The 15,902-nt window shown below is 55.2% G+C and carries 19 protein-coding genes; 9 read left to right on the top strand and 10 right to left on the bottom strand.

All coding sequences use genetic code 11. From position 1 onward, the window contains the following. Positions 1 to 2: 2 nt before the first annotated feature. The 4 genes from K0H63_RS15440 to K0H63_RS15425 form a co-directional block, all read right to left on the bottom strand. A complete protein-coding gene (locus K0H63_RS15440) occupies positions 3 to 713 on the bottom strand; it encodes a winged helix-turn-helix domain-containing protein (RefSeq protein WP_011760908.1) in 711 nt (236 codons plus the stop codon). Then, positions 713 to 1,114, bottom strand: coding sequence for a DUF3019 domain-containing protein (locus tag K0H63_RS15435; protein WP_220065444.1), 402 nt, complete (start codon positions 1,112 to 1,114; stop codon positions 713 to 715). Before K0H63_RS15435 ends, K0H63_RS15440 begins: the two co-directional genes overlap by 1 nt. Further along, positions 1,114 to 1,974, bottom strand: coding sequence for a MipA/OmpV family protein (locus K0H63_RS15430; RefSeq protein ID WP_220065443.1), 861 nt, complete (start codon positions 1,972 to 1,974; stop codon positions 1,114 to 1,116). Before K0H63_RS15430 ends, K0H63_RS15435 begins: the two co-directional genes overlap by 1 nt. A gap of 143 nt (positions 1,975 to 2,117) precedes the next feature. Further along, the gene (locus K0H63_RS15425; RefSeq protein ID WP_220065442.1) at positions 2,118 to 2,954 is read right to left on the bottom strand and encodes a LysR family transcriptional regulator; all 837 of its coding nucleotides are present in this window, start codon (positions 2,952 to 2,954) and stop codon (positions 2,118 to 2,120) included. A 181-nt stretch (positions 2,955 to 3,135) separates the two neighbouring features. On the opposite strand from K0H63_RS15425, the gene K0H63_RS15420 reads away from it, so the two are divergent. Genes K0H63_RS15420 through K0H63_RS15410 form a run of 3 tightly spaced genes read left to right on the top strand, consistent with a single transcriptional unit; the run spans position 3,136 to position 7,717 of the window. Further along, entirely contained in the window at positions 3,136 to 4,311 is a 1,176-nt protein-coding gene (locus tag K0H63_RS15420; RefSeq protein WP_220065441.1) for an acyl-CoA dehydrogenase, read from the top strand. A 59-nt stretch (positions 4,312 to 4,370) separates the two neighbouring features. Next, entirely contained in the window at positions 4,371 to 6,662 is a 2,292-nt protein-coding gene (locus K0H63_RS15415) for a dehydrogenase E1 component subunit alpha/beta (protein ID WP_220065440.1), read from the top strand. After that, positions 6,659 to 7,717 (top strand): ACP S-malonyltransferase, encoded by a 1,059-nt coding sequence (locus K0H63_RS15410; RefSeq protein ID WP_220065439.1) that lies wholly within the window; start codon positions 6,659 to 6,661, stop codon positions 7,715 to 7,717. The genes K0H63_RS15415 and K0H63_RS15410 overlap by 4 nt, the downstream gene beginning before the upstream one ends. Positions 7,718 to 7,780: 63 nt before the next feature. Here the strand turns inward: K0H63_RS15410 and K0H63_RS15405 are convergent, their stop codons facing one another. Beyond that, positions 7,781 to 8,047: a hypothetical protein gene (locus tag K0H63_RS15405; RefSeq protein ID WP_220065438.1), complete on the bottom strand. Its 267-nt coding sequence runs from the start codon at positions 8,045 to 8,047 to the stop codon at positions 7,781 to 7,783. Between the two features lie 228 nt (positions 8,048 to 8,275). Here K0H63_RS15405 and K0H63_RS15400 point away from each other — a divergent pair, with 228 nt between their 5' ends. Next, complete coding sequence (locus K0H63_RS15400) at positions 8,276 to 8,812, top strand: GNAT family N-acetyltransferase (protein ID WP_011760900.1); 537 nt, start codon at positions 8,276 to 8,278, stop codon at positions 8,810 to 8,812. A gap of 43 nt (positions 8,813 to 8,855) precedes the next feature. On the opposite strand, the gene K0H63_RS15395 is transcribed toward K0H63_RS15400, so the two are convergent. Continuing rightward, positions 8,856 to 9,356: a YcxB family protein gene (locus K0H63_RS15395; protein ID WP_220065437.1), complete on the bottom strand. Its 501-nt coding sequence runs from the start codon at positions 9,354 to 9,356 to the stop codon at positions 8,856 to 8,858. 79 nt (positions 9,357 to 9,435) lie between these two features. Between K0H63_RS15395 and K0H63_RS15390 the strand changes: the two genes are divergently transcribed. Then, a complete protein-coding gene (locus K0H63_RS15390; RefSeq protein WP_220065436.1) occupies positions 9,436 to 9,858 on the top strand; it encodes a TehB-like domain-containing protein in 423 nt (140 codons plus the stop codon). Here K0H63_RS15390 and K0H63_RS15385 read toward each other — a convergent pair. The 3 genes from K0H63_RS15385 to K0H63_RS15375 are packed head-to-tail and all read right to left on the bottom strand — an operon-like array spanning position 9,812 to position 11,275. Next, complete coding sequence (locus K0H63_RS15385; RefSeq protein WP_220065435.1) at positions 9,812 to 10,240, bottom strand: VOC family protein; 429 nt, start codon at positions 10,238 to 10,240, stop codon at positions 9,812 to 9,814. The genes K0H63_RS15390 and K0H63_RS15385 overlap by 47 nt on opposite strands. A 40-nt stretch (positions 10,241 to 10,280) precedes the next feature. Beyond that, on the bottom strand, positions 10,281 to 10,664 hold the full coding sequence (locus K0H63_RS15380; RefSeq protein WP_220065434.1) for a VOC family protein: 384 nt from the start codon (positions 10,662 to 10,664) through the stop codon (positions 10,281 to 10,283). A gap of 26 nt (positions 10,665 to 10,690) precedes the next feature. Next, positions 10,691 to 11,275 (bottom strand): NAD(P)H-dependent oxidoreductase, encoded by a 585-nt coding sequence (locus K0H63_RS15375; protein WP_220065433.1) that lies wholly within the window; start codon positions 11,273 to 11,275, stop codon positions 10,691 to 10,693. A 163-nt stretch (positions 11,276 to 11,438) separates the two neighbouring features. Between K0H63_RS15375 and K0H63_RS15370 the strand changes: the two genes are divergently transcribed. Beyond that, positions 11,439 to 12,065, top strand: coding sequence for a helix-turn-helix transcriptional regulator (locus K0H63_RS15370; RefSeq protein ID WP_220065432.1), 627 nt, complete (start codon positions 11,439 to 11,441; stop codon positions 12,063 to 12,065). An 11-nt stretch (positions 12,066 to 12,076) separates the two neighbouring features. Next, the gene (locus tag K0H63_RS15365; protein ID WP_220065431.1) at positions 12,077 to 12,808 is read left to right on the top strand and encodes a pseudouridine synthase; all 732 of its coding nucleotides are present in this window, start codon (positions 12,077 to 12,079) and stop codon (positions 12,806 to 12,808) included. 81 nt (positions 12,809 to 12,889) lie between these two features. Here K0H63_RS15365 and K0H63_RS15360 read toward each other — a convergent pair whose 3' ends face one another. Continuing rightward, a complete protein-coding gene (locus K0H63_RS15360; protein ID WP_434086732.1) occupies positions 12,890 to 13,396 on the bottom strand; it encodes a hotdog fold domain-containing protein in 507 nt (168 codons plus the stop codon). Between the two features lie 291 nt (positions 13,397 to 13,687). Between K0H63_RS15360 and K0H63_RS15355 the strand changes: the two genes are divergently transcribed. After that, positions 13,688 to 14,575, top strand: a complete 888-nt coding sequence (locus K0H63_RS15355; RefSeq protein ID WP_434086771.1) for a polyprenyl-phosphate transporter — start codon at positions 13,688 to 13,690, stop codon at positions 14,573 to 14,575. A 352-nt stretch (positions 14,576 to 14,927) separates the two neighbouring features. Further along, a complete protein-coding gene (locus K0H63_RS15350; protein ID WP_220065429.1) occupies positions 14,928 to 15,818 on the top strand; it encodes a CPBP family intramembrane glutamic endopeptidase in 891 nt (296 codons plus the stop codon). Positions 15,819 to 15,902: the final 84 nt, after the last annotated feature.

Genomic DNA, 15,902 nt, shown 5'->3' with positions numbered 1-15,902 from the left:
GGTTAACTTGCCCAGGCCTCGGGTGCAAACAGATACCCCTGACCCCAGACGGTCTTAATTCGGAACGGGGTTTCCAGGTTGTCGTCGAGCTTTTTACGCAGGCGCGAGATGCGCACATCGATTTTACGGTCCTTGCCATCGAAATCGATATTGAGCAGGTACTGATAAATATACTGGCGACTCAGTACCTGACCGGCCTGAGAGGCAAGCAACCACAGCAGTTCGAATTCATGACTGGTCAGGTCCACCTGCTGGTCGTTCAGGCGTATGGTTTGGGTGTGGGGATCTATGCTGAGCTTGCCAAAATTTAGACAATGGCTTTCCTGCTTTGGCGGCGCGCTGTGGCGGCGTAACAGGTTGTTGATTCGGGCTACCAGCAGCGCCGGGTCGACCGGTTTAACCACATAGTCGTCTGCGCCAAGTTCCAGCCCCTTGATTTGATCTTCATTGGAGCCCAGTGCGCTCATCAGCAGGATAGGGCCGGCAAAGTAGTCGGGCAGCTTTTCAATCAGTGTCAGGCCGTCCATGCCGGGCAACATGATGTCCAGCAGAATGATATCGGGTTTGTAGTTGAGCAGGCGGGTCAGTACTGTATCGCCGCGGCGCTCCAGCTCCACATGCATACCGTTGGCTTTCAGGTAATCCACGATAAGGTTTGCCAGACGCACATCGTCTTCAACCAGCAATACTCGGTGTGGTACTTGAGTCGTCATCAGAAAATACTCCACGGGTTACGAAAGCGGCGCCGGGTCTGTGGCTCACTCAGGGGTTTGACCTTGAGCACCGCATCGGCCAGCGGTTGGTTACTCTTCTCATCCCGCATCACGAAATGCAGGTCCTTATCGGTACTGATATCCAGGGTCAGTGAGTCCTGGGAATCATCGCGTATACACCAACGGGGCAAGTCGGGTAAATCTACCTCAATACATATGGGGTTTTCGGCATACCAGGTTAGGGTTACCCGAATATCACAGCGGCCGTTTTCCTTGTCGCTGAGGCAAAGACTGGGGGTCACTTCGAAAGAATTGGACGTGTCGTCGGCCTTGGCCGCAGGGAGTCCCAGCAGGCTTATCAAAGGCAGCAGCAACAGTCGACGACAGGTCTTCAACGGCATCAGAACCTATAGGCAGCGCCAATGAGGTAGGCGTAGCTGTCGTCTTCGTCCAATAGAGGGCTTTGCGTTATGGTATCGGCGAGTTGGGTGTAGCGAGCCGTCATCAGGAGTTCCCATGCAGGTGTTAGGCTGTAGCGGGCAGTGAGCTCAAGCCCCCGATTCCAGCCGTTTTCTGTGCGGTAATGCTCATGCCAGTATGCACTTTCCGATGGGCGTACGCCATAGTAATAGTTAACGACTTCCTGACTTTTCCAGTCAAAGAACACCGCAAAATCAACACTTAAGTCTTTATGACCCCAATGGTAGTTCCACTTGATTTGACCTTCTGTGCCCTGGTGCACATTCAGCAGGTCATGGAGCAGCGCCAGCCTTAAGGTGCCAAAACGGTTGTAGATATAGGTCTCAATACCGCCGAGGTAGGTAAAGTTGCGGGACTCGAGTTCGCCTATGGTGTCCAGGGTTGCAAAACTGGTGATGCCGTTCAGCTCAGACTCTCTGAACCCACGGGAGGTACCGGCCAGGAAGATGTTGGACGGATCCCAGCGATAGAAAAATGCCCTGTCACTGGAAAAGCCGGTGATCAGATTGACAGTAAAGCGCTCTTGTTCCGTCAGGGTGTAACCTATGGCGCCATTATCAAAAAACCAGTTGTCGCCATAATAGGCGATGGTGGGCAGCACATAGATGGGGATGTCTTCGTAATCCTTGAGCGGATTGGTTCTTTGGCCATAGCCAAAGGCAATGCCCAGATCCCAGCTGTTTTTTTCAATGCAGTCCGTGGTGTCGTCGCACTGAGCCATCACCATGCCGGGTGACAGGAGTATGACGCTGAGTAAAAAACCAAAAAAGGATGACTTCATTTTGGTGGCGATCTGGGTTGTCCGTTAACAAAGGTTGCAACAGATTAGCATGTAAATGTCGGTGCAGCAGTGGCCAAACTTTGACTGTTGCAATTTGATACTTGTACTTTGCAAAACACAAAGCGTTGTAAGTTCTTGCGGCGCTAGTGACATTGCCGGCAAAGGGCGGCCAGTTGCCGTTGCTGAGGCGTGGGTGGGTGCCCCAGAGGCAGGGCAAGGCCCACGGTACGTTTAAGATCTATGTCTGCCAGCGGCCGGAATACTATGTCCTGCTGGTCCAGCAGTGCCGGAATGGCAGGTACCAGGGCAATGCCCAATCCAGCAGCCACCAATCCCACCGCATATTCTATGGTCTGAATACGGGCCCGTACCTGCATCTTTATTCCTTCCATATCCAAAAGTTGCTGCAAGCTGGTGAGTGCCTCACAGGGCGCCCTGTGAATAAAGGGCTGCCCCTGCAAATCTTCGAGCCGGATGCTGCTTTTCAGCGCCAGACTCAGTGCCGGGGGGATTGCCAGCAAATAGGTGTCGTGCCACATGGCCTGAAAGCTTTCATTGGGGGTCAAGTCGGCGGTGGTGATGATGCGGCCATCGCACTCTTCACTGGGTTCCACCAGGGTCAGGTCCATGTCCGGGCAGGCGGCCGTAAAGTCTTTGAGCAGCATACTCATTCGGGCCACGCCCAGGGAGCGGATGAGCCCCAGTCTGAACGGCACCTGGGTTTCAGGCTTGGAAAACAGCGACTGGATGGCTTTGGATTCGTTCAGGAGCCGCTTGGCGAGGGGGTACAAGCGCATGCCCGCCTCTGTGGCTGAAACGCCCTTACCGTGGCGGGCAAAGAGCTGCACCCCGAGCTCAGACTCCAGCGCGGCAATGGCCGCCGAAATCGAGGGTTGTGCTATGTAGCAGTGCTTGGCCGCGGCGCTGATACTGCCTCTCTCCAAGACTGCGACGAAGTAATTCAATGCCTTAAGGTTCATCTTTCCCTGTGCGTAAGATATAGAAAAATACTATGGATGTAAGAGAAAAAGAATATTTTTCCTAATGATTGATTATGCCTATGCTAGTGCAAATCACAAGTGGCGTTCTGGTCTCTGGTATTGGCCATACAAGCCGCCTGCAAACCCGTTCAAACAATAAGACTCAATAAAGGACTACCCTATGGCCCGCGTGCAATTTGACTGGCAAGACCCGCTGAACTTCAACTCCCTGCTGACCGAAGAAGAGCGGATGATCCGCGACATGGTACACGAGTACGCCCAGGATAAATTGATGGCGCGGGTGCTGATGGCGAACCGTGAAGAACACTTCGACCGCGAAATCATGAACGAGCTGGGCGAGCTGGGTCTGCTTGGTGCGACGCTTCCTGAAGAATACGGCTGCGCCAATGCCAACTACGTGAGCTACGGGCTGGTGGCCCGTGAAATCGAGCGGGTCGACAGCGGTTATCGTTCGGCCATGAGCGTGCAGTCATCCCTGGTGATGCATCCCATCTACACCTATGGCACCGAAGCACAGCGGCGCAAGTACCTGCCCAAGCTCGCCAGCGGCGAGTGGGTGGGCTGCTTTGGTCTGACCGAGCCGGATGTGGGCTCAGATCCCGCCGGCATGAAGACCCGCGCCGAGCGTATCGACGGCGGTTATCGCATTACCGGTGCCAAGATGTGGATCACCAATTCACCCATTGCCGATGTGTTTGTGGTGTGGGCCAAGCTCGATGGTGCCATTCGCGGCTTCGTGCTCGAAAAGGGCATGAAGGGCCTGTCGGCGCCCAAGATTGAAGGCAAGTTCTCCCTGCGCGCCTCCATCACAGGTGAAATCGTGATGGACAATGTGGAAGTGGGTGAAGATGCGCTGCTGCCCAATGTTGAAGGCCTCAAGGGACCATTCGGCTGCCTTAACAAGGCACGTTACGGCATAGCCTGGGGCGCACTTGGTGCCGCTGAATTCTGCTGGCATGCGGCCCGTCAGTATGGTCTGGACCGTATTCAGTTCAACCGGCCGCTGGCGGCCAATCAGCTGTATCAGAAGAAACTGGCCGATATGCAAACCGAAATTACCACGGGCCTGTTTGCCTGCCTGCAGGCTGGCCGCCTGATGGACGCCGATGCCCTGCCGGTAGAGGCTATCTCACTGATTAAACGCAACTCCTGTGGCAAGGCGCTGGACATTGCCCGCATCGCCCGCGATATGCACGGCGGCAATGGCATCAGCGACGAATTCCATGTTATCCGCCATGTGATGAACCTCGAGGCGGTGAACACCTACGAGGGTACCCACGACATCCATGCCCTGATCCTGGGCCGTGCCCAGACCTATCTGCAGGCATTTTGCTGATGGGAAAACGGGGGCCGGGTGCCTCCGTTTTTGTATCGTTCACCCAGTGAGGGATAACCATGGAAGACAGGGCTATTGCCGTTGAACGGCAGTTTATCGAAGCATTGGAGAGCGGCCGCATCGAGGCCTTTCTCGAACACACCCAGGGCTGGGATCATCGCCGCCTCGGGCTCAGTGATGCCGACTTTGTGGGGATTTTCGAGTCCCAGCTAAAGAGTCGTCTACTTGATTTGGAGTCGCGCCGTATGCGGGCGCGCAATGAAGGCTTTTATACCATCGGCTCTTCGGGCCACGAGGGTAACGCCGCCATTGCCGCTGTGCTCAATACCAGCGACATGGCATTGTTGCATTACCGCAGTGGCGCCTTTATGGTGGAGCGCAGTCGCCATAAGGCGAGTGAGACCGTGCTGTGGGACATGATGCTCTCGTTTGCGGCCTCATGCGAAGACCCCATATCCGGCGGCCGCCATAAGGTGCTGGGCAGCAAGTCACTGAATATTCCGCCGCAAACCTCCACCATTGCCTCCCATCTGCCCAAGGCAGTTGGGGTGGCCTTGAGTATTCCCCTCACCGAGCGTCTGGGTGTTGAAGGGGCTTTGCCCCCTGATGCCATCGCCATGTGTAACTTTGGCGATGCCTCGGCCAACCACGCCAGCGCCCAGACCGCCATCAATGCGGCCTGCTGGGCGGCGTTTCAGAATATTCCCATGCCGCTGATGTTTGTCTGTGAAGACAACGGCATAGGCATTTCTACCCCCACACCCAAGGGCTGGATTGGCGCCAATTTCAGCCAAAGGCCCGGGCTTAAGTATTTTTGCTGCGATGGTTTGGATTTGCTCGACACCTACAAGGTGGCCAAAGAAGCGGCCCATTGGTGTCGCAGCCATCGCCAGCCGGTGTTTTTGCATGTGCGCACAGTGCGCCTGATGGGGCATGCCGGCAGTGATGCCGAAATTGCTTACCTGCCCAAGGGGAAAATCCTTGAAAACGAAGCCCTGGACCCCTTGCTTCGCAGCGCCGCCATGCTGATAGAAGCAGGCGTACTGAGCGCAGAGCAAATCCTCGCAATGTATCAGGAGCTAAAAGACAGGATTGCTGCGATTGCCAGAGTGGCTGCCACTCGCCCCAAGCTGAAAACTGCGGTTGATGCCATGGCGAGCGTGGTACCACCGAAGCTTGCCAATCCCCGTGCAGTGAAGACGTTGGGATATGACGCTTTTGCGAGTCTCTTTGCCGCCGACAAGCAGTCGCTGGGCAAACCCGTGCACATGGGTAAGCTGATTAACCTGACCCTCACCGAGCTGATGGCGAGCAACGACAATATCGTTATCTGCGGCGAAGATGTGGGCAAAAAGGGCGGTGTGTACCATGTGACCTCGCGCCTGGTGGAGCGCTTTGGCCCCAGCCGGGTTATCAACACCCTGTTGGATGAAACCTCCATTTTGGGCCTCGCCACCGGTATGGCCCACAACGGCTTGCTGCCCATCCCCGAAATCCAGTTTCTGGCCTATGTGCATAATGCCGAAGACCAAATTCGCGGTGAGGCGGCCACCTTGCCGTTCTTCTCCAATGGCCAGTACACCAATCCCATGGTGATCCGCATTGCGGGTCTGGCTTACCAGAAGGGCTTTGGTGGTCACTTCCACAACGACAACTCCTTCACCGTGTTTCGCGATATTCCCGGGCTTATCCTCGCTTGCCCATCCAATGGTGCAGATGCCCAGGGCATGCTGCGGGAGTGTGTGCGCCTTGCACGTGAAGAGCAGCGACTGGTGATATTCCTTGAGCCCATCGCACTTTACATGACCCGCGACCTGCATGAGGCCGGCGATAGCCTGTGGGCGGCGGAATATGTGCCCGAGCGTGTTGCCAAGCCGCTGCCCTTTGGCGAGCCCGGCCGCTTCGGTGAAGGTAAGGATCTGTGCATTATTAGCTATGGCAATGGTTACTACTTAAGCCGTCAGGCCGAGAAGGAGCTTGCGAAGGCGGGCATCGATTGCACCGTGGTTGATCTTCGCTATCTCGCGCCGCTCAACGAAGCCGCCATTTGTGATATCGCCGCCAACTGCCGCCATGTACTGGTGGTGGATGAGTGTCGCCGCTCGGGCTCAGTCTCTGAGGCCATAGTCACGGCGCTGCACGAACGGCTTGGCGATGATTGCCCTCCCGTGGCACGGCTCAACGCCGAAGACTGCTTTATTCCGCTGGCGGATGCTGCCACCTTGCCGCTGCCGGGTAAAGACAGCATAGTCGATTGCGCACTCAAGTTGGTGCAGGGCAAAGATGCTGGCACTGATAATGGCACTGACAGTGATGCAGGCATGGTGATTGGACTGGAGGCATCGGCATGAGCACGACGAAAGAAAGAGTGTTAGTGATAGCCCCGGGCCGCGGCTGCTACAACAAAGAGGAGCTTGGGTATCTTCAGCGCCTCCACGCCGATAAGGGCGACTTTATCGCCGGTATCGATGCCTTCAGGCGCCACGAGGGGCAAAAATCCATTGCCGAACTCGATGCCATGGATAAGTACTCCTTCAAGCTGCATACCCCCGGTGAGAATGCGTCGGCACTCATCTACGCCTGCGCCATGGCCGACTTTATGGATATCGACCGGGAACGCTTCGAGATAGTGGCCGTGACCGGCAACTCCATGGGCTGGTATATCGCCCTTGCCTGCGCCGGGGCGCTGGATGAAGAGGGCGCCATCGGGGTGATTAACACCATGGGCTCCATGATGCAGGATGGCTTAATTGGCGGGCAGATGATTTATCCCGAGATGGATGATAACTGGCATCCGAGTTCTGCCAACACGCAAATGCTGGATGCCTTGCTCGCCGAGGCTGATGCCACCGACGGCTGCGCCCTGTATACATCGATTCGCCTCGGCGGCTTCAGGGTGCTGGCGGGCAACGAAGCGGGGCTAAAGCTGGCCGAAGAGCGACTGCCGAAAATCGATGAGCGTTACCCCATGCGGCTCTATAACCACGGCGCCTTCCACTCGCCCCTGTTAACCGAGGTGTCGACCAAGGGCAAAAGCCTGTTGCCAAAGAGCCTCTTTAGCTCGCCCAAGGTACCCATGGTGGATGGCCGCGGCGCCATCTGGACCCAGTACAGCACAGACACTGAAAAACTCTGGGATTACACCCTGGGACATCAGGTCACCGAGCCCTATGATTTCACCACCGCAGTGCAGGTGGCGGTAAAAGAATTTGCCCCGGACAGGGTGATGATACTGGGGCCTGGCACCACCCTTGGCGGCGCTGTGGCCCAGAGTCTCATTGGTTGCCATTGGTTTGGCTGGCAACAAAAGTCGGATTTCAGTGAGGGGCAAAAAGTCGACACCAGACTTATTGCCATGGGGATGGACGCCCAGCGGCCATTGGCACTGAAGCCCGGCAGTAAATAGTCACTACCTCGAGAAAAACAAAACGGCCCTTGGGCCGTTTTGTTTTTTCGACTTCAGACTGGTTCAGTCGAGATCTTGTTGCACCACCGCCAAATAGCCCATCTCGAACAACTGATCGTTTACGCAAGTGAGCAAATAGCTTTCCTGCTCTTCGAGTGGGATTTCCTGCTCTGTGATGAGCTCCAGACAGACTTCTTTGATTTGTTTGACATCTTCACTGGGGGCCGGAGGAAGGTCGAGAGTCGGTTCTTCTTCGGCGGGTACGGCAAAGCTAACCACAAGCGCCATTGCCAGGGCGACTTTGGTGAGGATAGCTGAGGGGGTGCGCATTTTGGGTTCCTTCAAGGGGTTAGAACAACCGGGACCAAGGTACCGCTCGGCATCCTTACAATGCCCCGGAGGCGGCGCTATTGTGACAGTAAGTTTAGTCTTTGGATATCGCGAGATTTTAGTGGTGTCGGAAAGATTTTTTTTCCTTGGTGCTGTAACGCTTCCCCTTGTGATGTGTTCACCTGGGATGGCATAGTAATCTCTTTAACTTACATGGAATTAGAAGCAATGAGTGCGCAATCGCCCAGCATCTACCGAACGACTGATGGCCGCATTCAGGTGCGCCACAGCGACGCCAATGACATAGGTGCCATTCGCGCCATTTACAGTCAGCCCAGTTGTTTTGCCAATACGCTGCAGCATCCCTTTCCATCACTGGAGAAATGGCAGCGCCGTTTGGGGGATTTACCGGACAATTGCTACAGCCTGGTGGCCGAAATCGATGGTGAAATAGTGGGGCAGGCCGGCATGGAAGTCTTCGCTAATCCAAGACGAAAACATGTTGCCAATCTGGGTATGGCCGTGAGTGAAGACTATCAGGGAATAGGTGTAGGCTCGGCGCTCCTGGCCGCCATGATGGAACTGGCCCATAACTGGCTGGCGGTAAGGCGCATCGAGCTTGAGGTGTACACAGACAACCACGCCGCCATCAAACTCTACAAGCGTCACGGCTTTGTGATTGAAGGTGAGGCTATAGGCTATGCGTTTCGGGGCGGTGAATACGTGGATGCCTTTTTGATGGCCAGCTGCCGCGACTTCGGCTGAAACTTGTGCCGATAAGGCCGGTGCTCATTCGGCCAGGCGCGTGCTATTGCTCGGTCTGCTCCGCGTCATTGGCACTGTTAAAGTTTGTCAGGAAAGCCAGCGCTTCCGGCGATAACCCGGAGGCAGACAAATACTGGCGGGCGCGGCCCCGCTGCAATAAAAAGCCTCTTGCCGTTGGGGTAATCGCATCCAGGCTGCCCCAGGCCAGCTCGCGCTTTTGCCCCAGTGATTCTGTTATCAGCAGGGTGTCGGTCATAGTGAGGGTGACTTCATTGCCGGCGGCGCGGCTCATGAGTTGTCGCCACAGCCACCAGGTGCGCTGATACCGCACGCTTAAAAATTCCAGTACCGTTAATCCGAGGAAAAACCATCCCACGTAGGATGGCAGCGGGCTTGCCAGCAGTGCAAAGGTCATCAGGCCAAATCCAAGGGTTTTGATATGGCGTTTGGGGCCTGTCAATGGAGTGACTGATTCATCGAAGCACTCTTCAAAATGGGCGCGATTCAGGATAAAACTGTGCTGGTGGTTTAAACTTGTCGGCATTGCGATGCTCAAGAGTTTGGTGGCTGGGGATATGTTCCCAAAGCAGCCTTAAATTCAGGTGAAACCGGAGACAGCGCCAATGGCATTGATACCGAAAAATTATGTTCCAGTGGGTTCCACCCGGATATTCGGCGGTAATGATATACCTGAGCTGCTGTTGTCGCAGCATCGTACCCGAAATGGCTTCTACAGCCAAATCGAGGTGGTTGAAGGCGAGCTGCTGTGGCAGGGCTTTGGCGACACAGATGGCAAGCCCGGTATTGAGGTGCATCTGCGCGCCAACGACAGGGCCATGACTCACCCGGGCAAGTGTTACTGCGTTAAGCTGCTTACCGATGATACCCGTTTCAGACTCAATGTGTTTGCCCATGAAAGCCTGCAGGAAAGCAACGTCGATGTCAGCAGTACAGTGGGGCTCTTTCTCGAACCCCTGGATCCCGAACCGACACCTGTGACTAAACAGACTGAGGATACTGATTGCGAACTTCAGGCAGATCGCTGAGGTATTCCACAAACTCCACTTCCATGCCATCGGGGTCGATAAAGTACACGTTGCGTCGGCCCGAATCAGGGGCACCGTCTTTGGCAATGGCAAAACCGGCGGCTTCGAGGCGGGCAATCAGGGCATCCAGCGACGACACCACAAAGGCAAAGTGGGCCAGACCCGGCTGATGACCGGTGAGATCCCGGCTCTCCCCATCTCCATCATTATTTAACGCAATGTATTGATAATCATCGCCAAAGTGCAGCCATTGGCGCGGTTTGCCATACCAGCTGCCATCCCCGCCACCCCGAACCTGCCAATGGGGAAAGGCGGCTTTGTAAAAGTTCAGGCTCTTTTCCAGGTCATGCACGACCAGATTAATGTGTTCCAGATGTACCATGATTGCGTTCCTTGTCGTGGTTAGTTGCGAATATTTGGTTTCAGTATTTACGTTTTTCCACCCGCCAGGGGGGATTCAGGCGATTTTCGGCGGCATAAAACAACTTAATGGTATTGCCGCTGGGGTCGGTCAGCTCGGCCTCACGCCACAGCCAGGGTTTATCTTCCGGGTCTGCTTTAAAAGATATGCCCTTGGTTTTCAGTTCTGCCACCCACTCGTCCAGTCGCTCACTCTCAAAGTAGAGGCAGTGACCCGGGGAGGGCGGCTCCTTGCGCAGGTGCAGGGAAAAACTCTCGTCACCTTCCGGCAGGGCGAAGCGGGCATAGTGCGGTGTATCCACTATCTGTATCGCGCCCAGAGTCAGGTAAAACTCCACCGCGGCAGCCATATCGGTCACGCTCAGGGTGATTTGATTCAGTCTCATCTTGCCTCCTGTGTCTGTCGGTGTGGTTACATGCCGTATTGAAAGGGATCCCGGTACTGACGCATCGGTAACAGCAGCTCGGTGTAGTGGCCGAGCAAGGCCACAGACTCGGCAATGCGCCCGCGGATGGCCTTATCGCGACTGCTTTGTTCGGCTTCTGCCACCGGGTGGAGCACCTCTTCTACATTGCGCACTATGACGTTGGCGGGAATAAACACCATCTTGTTGTTTTTATTGCCGCTTACCATGAGTTCACTCAGTGGGAACACCCCGTTGAGGCTGGATGAAACCGACACCAGCAGCGCGGGTTTATGGCCGGTCACAGGCGCGCTGGCATTCATCAACAGTTGCTTCAGCACCGGTGTGGCCATGCCGCTCCACTCCGGGGTAATGAGCACGTAAGCATCGCTGGCAATGAGTTTGGCCTCGATAACAGCCCAGTCTTCGCCCTTGCTTTCGCGGCTGTCACCGTCCCAGAAAGGCAGTGAATACTCAGCCAATTCAATCACTTCTACGTCGCTGAAGCTGTGGCTTTGCGCCTTGATGAATTCGGCTACCCTGCCGCTTTGTGAACTCTGGCGCTGGCTGCCGTTGATGATGCTGAGTTTCATGGTGGCTTTCCTTATTAGTAAAGTTTTTTGTTTCTAAATTAATTTGTAAGGTAAATGCTTTACTTAATTATGTAAAGCTAAAAATAAACAAAAAAGTTTACTTAATACTTTTGTTATCCATAATAGAGCCCAGAACAGCCGCGTTTATGTATTGGATGAAACCATGAAAACCTGCCAAAAAATCCTCGATTTGCTGAAACAGCAAGGGCCCATGACCGCCGCCGGTCTGGCCGAATCGCTGGGGCTGACTTCCATGGGAGTGAGGCAACATCTGCAGGCCATGGAAGCCGAAGGTAATCTCGCCTATGAAGACATCAGCGAGGGCCGCGGCCGCCCGGCACGCTACTGGACACTTACCGATGCGGCGCAAAAGCACTTTGGCGATCGCCACAGCGAACTGACTTTAAGGCTGATTGATTCGGTTAAGGTGATTTTTGGCGATGCGGGTATGGATGCCCTGATAAGTCACCGCGAAGCGGCCTCTGAGCAGGCGTACCTCGAGCGTATGGCCAGCGAAAACACCCTTGCCGGGCGCATTGCGCAACTGGCGGCCATTCGCAGCGAAGAAGGCTATATGGCGACCGTGGCAAATGAGGGCGAAGTCTGGTGGCTGTACGAGAATCACTGCCCCATTTGCGCCGCCGCAACCAGCTGCCAGAGCTTTTGCCGCTCGGAGCTCATGCTGTTTCGCCGTTTGCTGGGTGAAGGTGTCTCAGTGGAGCGCAGCGAGCACATCATTGAAGGGGCGCGCCGCTGCGCCTATCGTATCACTGCGGCCATTGCCGAATAAGGCGCAGAACCATGATTTCCCCCCGGGGTAGGCTTGACAGCTTTCTGGCCAAAACCCTCAATATCCCCAAAAAAGCGGTGCGCGAACTGCTCAAAGCCGAGCGGGTGACTGTGGATGGCAAGGCAGCGCTGGAGATGGCGCTGCACATCGGGCCCTTCAGACAGATTTATTTAGACGAAACCGCCCTTCGCGCTGAAACACCGCGCTACCTGATGCTGCATAAACCCGTGGGCGTGGTATCGGCCACCAAAGACAAAGAGCATAAAACCGTGCTCGACCTTATCCCTGAGGCGCTCAGAACAGGCTTACATATAGTCGGCAGGCTGGATTTGAATACCTCGGGGCTGGTGCTCTTGTCCAACGACAGCCGCTGGTCCGAGTCCATGATGCAGCCCGGTGCCCATGTGCCCAAGGAATACCGGGTGACTCTGGCAAATGAGCTCACAGAAGATTATGTCGCCGCTTTTGAGCGCGGCTTTTACTTTGAGACCGAAAACATCACCACCCTGCCTGCCAGGCTTGTCATTCTTGGTGAGCGCGAGGCGAGGGTGGAGCTGTGTGAAGGTAAGTACCACCAAATCAAGCGCATGTTTGGCCGTTTTCAAAATCCGGTTGTTGGACTGCACCGAAACCGCATCGGTGCCCTGAGGCTGGACCCAGAGCTTGCCCCCGGGCAATGGCGACCACTGACTGAAGATGAAAAGCTGGCCTGCCTGCAAGGCGTCGAGTCGCCAAACGAATGAAGGCAGACGCCTCTGAAAAGATAAAGAAAAAGACTGAAATATCAGTCTTTTTCTTTTTAACGCCCGGATAGGGGAATCGGTTCAGGCCCTGGGCGGTTTAAGGGAGATCCAAAGCTTGATATGGCCCTTTACCACCACCACGCCGTCTTTGTCGTAGGCGGTCACGGGCACCAGCAAATCGCCTTCCTGCCAGTCTTCCGGTTTTACTTCAGCCACACAGCGGATATCGCTACCGGCCTTGGCGGTGTAATCCAGGCTCATACCCTTGGGGATCCAGCGCAGATGTGGCGGAATTGAGGCTTCGGCCATCACGCCCATGGCCATTTCCAGGCCGTTACAGATGGCTATCACGTGCACCGTTTTGATGTGGTTATGCACGGCATTGCGCTTCTTGATAAAGCATTCGCAGTAGTTGGGTCGAAGTTCGGTAATGAGTGGTTTAATGGTGCCAAAGTAGGGCGCCATGCGGGCCACCATTTTGGAAAAAATAACTCTGCCAAAGGGATAGGGAATGAGCTTCTGGTAAAGGGCCATTACCTTGTTGGGTTTGCCTGCCATGGTTTTGCTTCCTGTCTGTGGGTGCTGCATCTTGTTATCCGGGCGCAGTGGTTGCGTTGCTGTAAATTTTCAACTGGTCTGGCCTGTTTGTTTTGTCGCAGTGTAACATGGCATTAACCATCTGCAAGAGGGCTTCGCTTTGTGATGGCGTTGTGGGGGGGAGCCCGGTGGCTTTCGAGCCCGTCTAACACAAAGTTCATTTTCAGCCGCTGCCAAGCCGACATATAATCGGCGGCAACAATAAGGACAGTGTCGGCCAAGTGCCGGTATTTTTTGGGGAATTGGGTGAACAACTTACTGACTTACTTTAAAGGGCTCGCCATGGGCGCGGCCGATGTGGTGCCCGGTGTATCTGGCGGTACCATCGCCTTTATTACCGGCATTCTGGACAAACTGCTGGACAGTGTCCGCGCCATAAATCCCTCACTCATCAAGGTGATACGGGAGGAGGGCGGCAAGGCCGCCTGGGCGCGTATCAATGGCACCTTTCTGGTGTGTCTGCTTGGCGGAATTCTTACCAGTATCTTCAGCCTCGCCAAGCTGATTTCATTCCTCTTGGCGCATCACCCCATTCCGGTTTGGTCCTTCTTCTTCGGCCTGATTTTGGTGTCGGTGTGGCATATGCTGCGGCAGGTAAAGGGCTTCGATGCCGGGCGGATTGCGCTCTTTATCCTGGGCGCTGTGGTGGCCTGGGGTATCACTGTACTCACCCCCACCGAAATACCCGCCACCTATCTTAATGTGTTCCTCGGCGGCGCCATCGCCATCTGCGCCATGATTTTGCCGGGCATTTCCGGCAGTTTTATCCTGCTCTTGCTTGGCCTCTACCCAGCAGTGCTCGCCGCCGCCAAGGGCCTGCAGCTGGATATCCTTGCCTGTTTTGCGGCTGGTGCTGTCTGCGGCATCCTGAGTTTCAGCCACCTGCTGTCGATGCTGTTGCGCAAATTTCACGACGCCACCATTTTCTTCCTCACCGGCTTGATGCTGGGAACCCTGGGTAAAATCTGGCCCTGGAAAGAAACCTTAAGCTGGCGCACCAACTCCCACGGCGAGCAGGTACCTCTGGCGCAGCAAAACCTCACGCCATGGGGTTTCGAGCAGCTCACCGGCGAGTCATCCCAGCTGGGTTTCGCCATCGTCTGCGCCTTGGTGGGTATTGTTCTGGTGCTGATTATCGAGAAACTGGGCGAAGGTAAACCGAGCCACTGATTCGGTTTGTGATAAACATCGGCAACGAATACCAAAAAGCCCGCGAGAGCGGGCTTTTTGCTTTTTCTGGCTGGTTTGCACGGGTTTCACGGCTGCTGTCGCCTTACTTTGATGGCGGGGTAGGTAACTGAGTGAAAGTCTGAGTCGGGGTTTTAACTGATGTCAGTGCCGGCATCCATCCGTACAGGCCACAGACTTCCATCAGTTATTGCTTAACTTTAACTCGCCAAACGATGTGGCTGTAAGTTACTGTAGATAATCAATTAATTTTGAGGTTGTATCGCATAGCGTGCGCTATTTATTGCCTTGGTGTCAGCGATGCGGACCGGGAATTGGCTAACAGGATGTACTTATGGATGAGAAAACACGGACGCTGACTTTACATGTACGACAGTTAAGGGGCGTGCTGCTAAAGCTTTTCATCGCAGCGCTCTTTATCGGTGGTGCCATAGCGCTTTTTCGATTTGGACTGCTCCCGCTTCTGGGCAAGCTCTTGTCCCTCGGTGAGAGTGAGCTTGCCGCTGTGCGCCGGGGCGGTATTCTGTTGTGTCTGCTGCTGGGTTATTGGGGCTATGTGCACTTTGCTGAAAAGCGCCATCCCACAGAGCTTGGGATAAAGCCCGGCAGCATAGCCCTGAGTGCCTTGCTGGGTGTTGCCATGATTGCCCTGGCATCGGCGGTGCTCTTTGCCTGTGGTGTGTATCAGCTCAATGAATATCGGGGCTTTAACAGCGCACTTTTTGGGGTGGCAGGCGTCATCCTGGTGGCGGCCACACTGGAAGAGGTGGTGTTTCGCGGCGTGATGTTTCAGGCATTGGAAAGCGCCTGGGGTACAGTGCCTGCCCTCTGGCTGCAATCGCTGATTTTCTCGGTGCTGCATATTGCCAACCTGGACAGCAATTTAGGCACGCCAGAACTGGTGGTCACCGTGATTTCGGGCACCTTGATAGGAGCATTCTGGACAGTGCTTTTTGTGCAGAGTCGTAATATCTGGGTGGTGGCCGCCCATCATGCAGCCTGGAACTTTGCCGTGCTGCTGACCGGCTTGCCGCTGTCCGGGCTCGATGATTGGCGTGCGGTAGCCCCCCTTGAGAGCAGTTACCATGGCCCCAATTGGCTCAGTGGCGGCACAGTTGGGCCGGAAGACTCGATACTGACCGTCGTGCTGGTGGCGGCTGTGTTCACGGTAATCCTGTTGTGGGCCCGTAAGAGCAGGCGCTTGCTGCCTTCAGCCGAGCAGTGATGGGGAGGCATTGCTTTTTCGAATGTTGCTGGATGCATGATGTTGCCTGCTTTCAGCCGTCGCAGACTATACTAATCTGGTTTC

It is taken from the genome of Shewanella zhangzhouensis (assembly GCF_019457615.1).
In the GTDB taxonomy this organism is placed as follows: Bacteria; Pseudomonadota; Gammaproteobacteria; order Enterobacterales; family Shewanellaceae; genus Shewanella; species Shewanella zhangzhouensis.
Note: the sequence above shows the minus strand (reverse complement) of the source record. Positions and strands in the feature narration are given on the sequence as shown.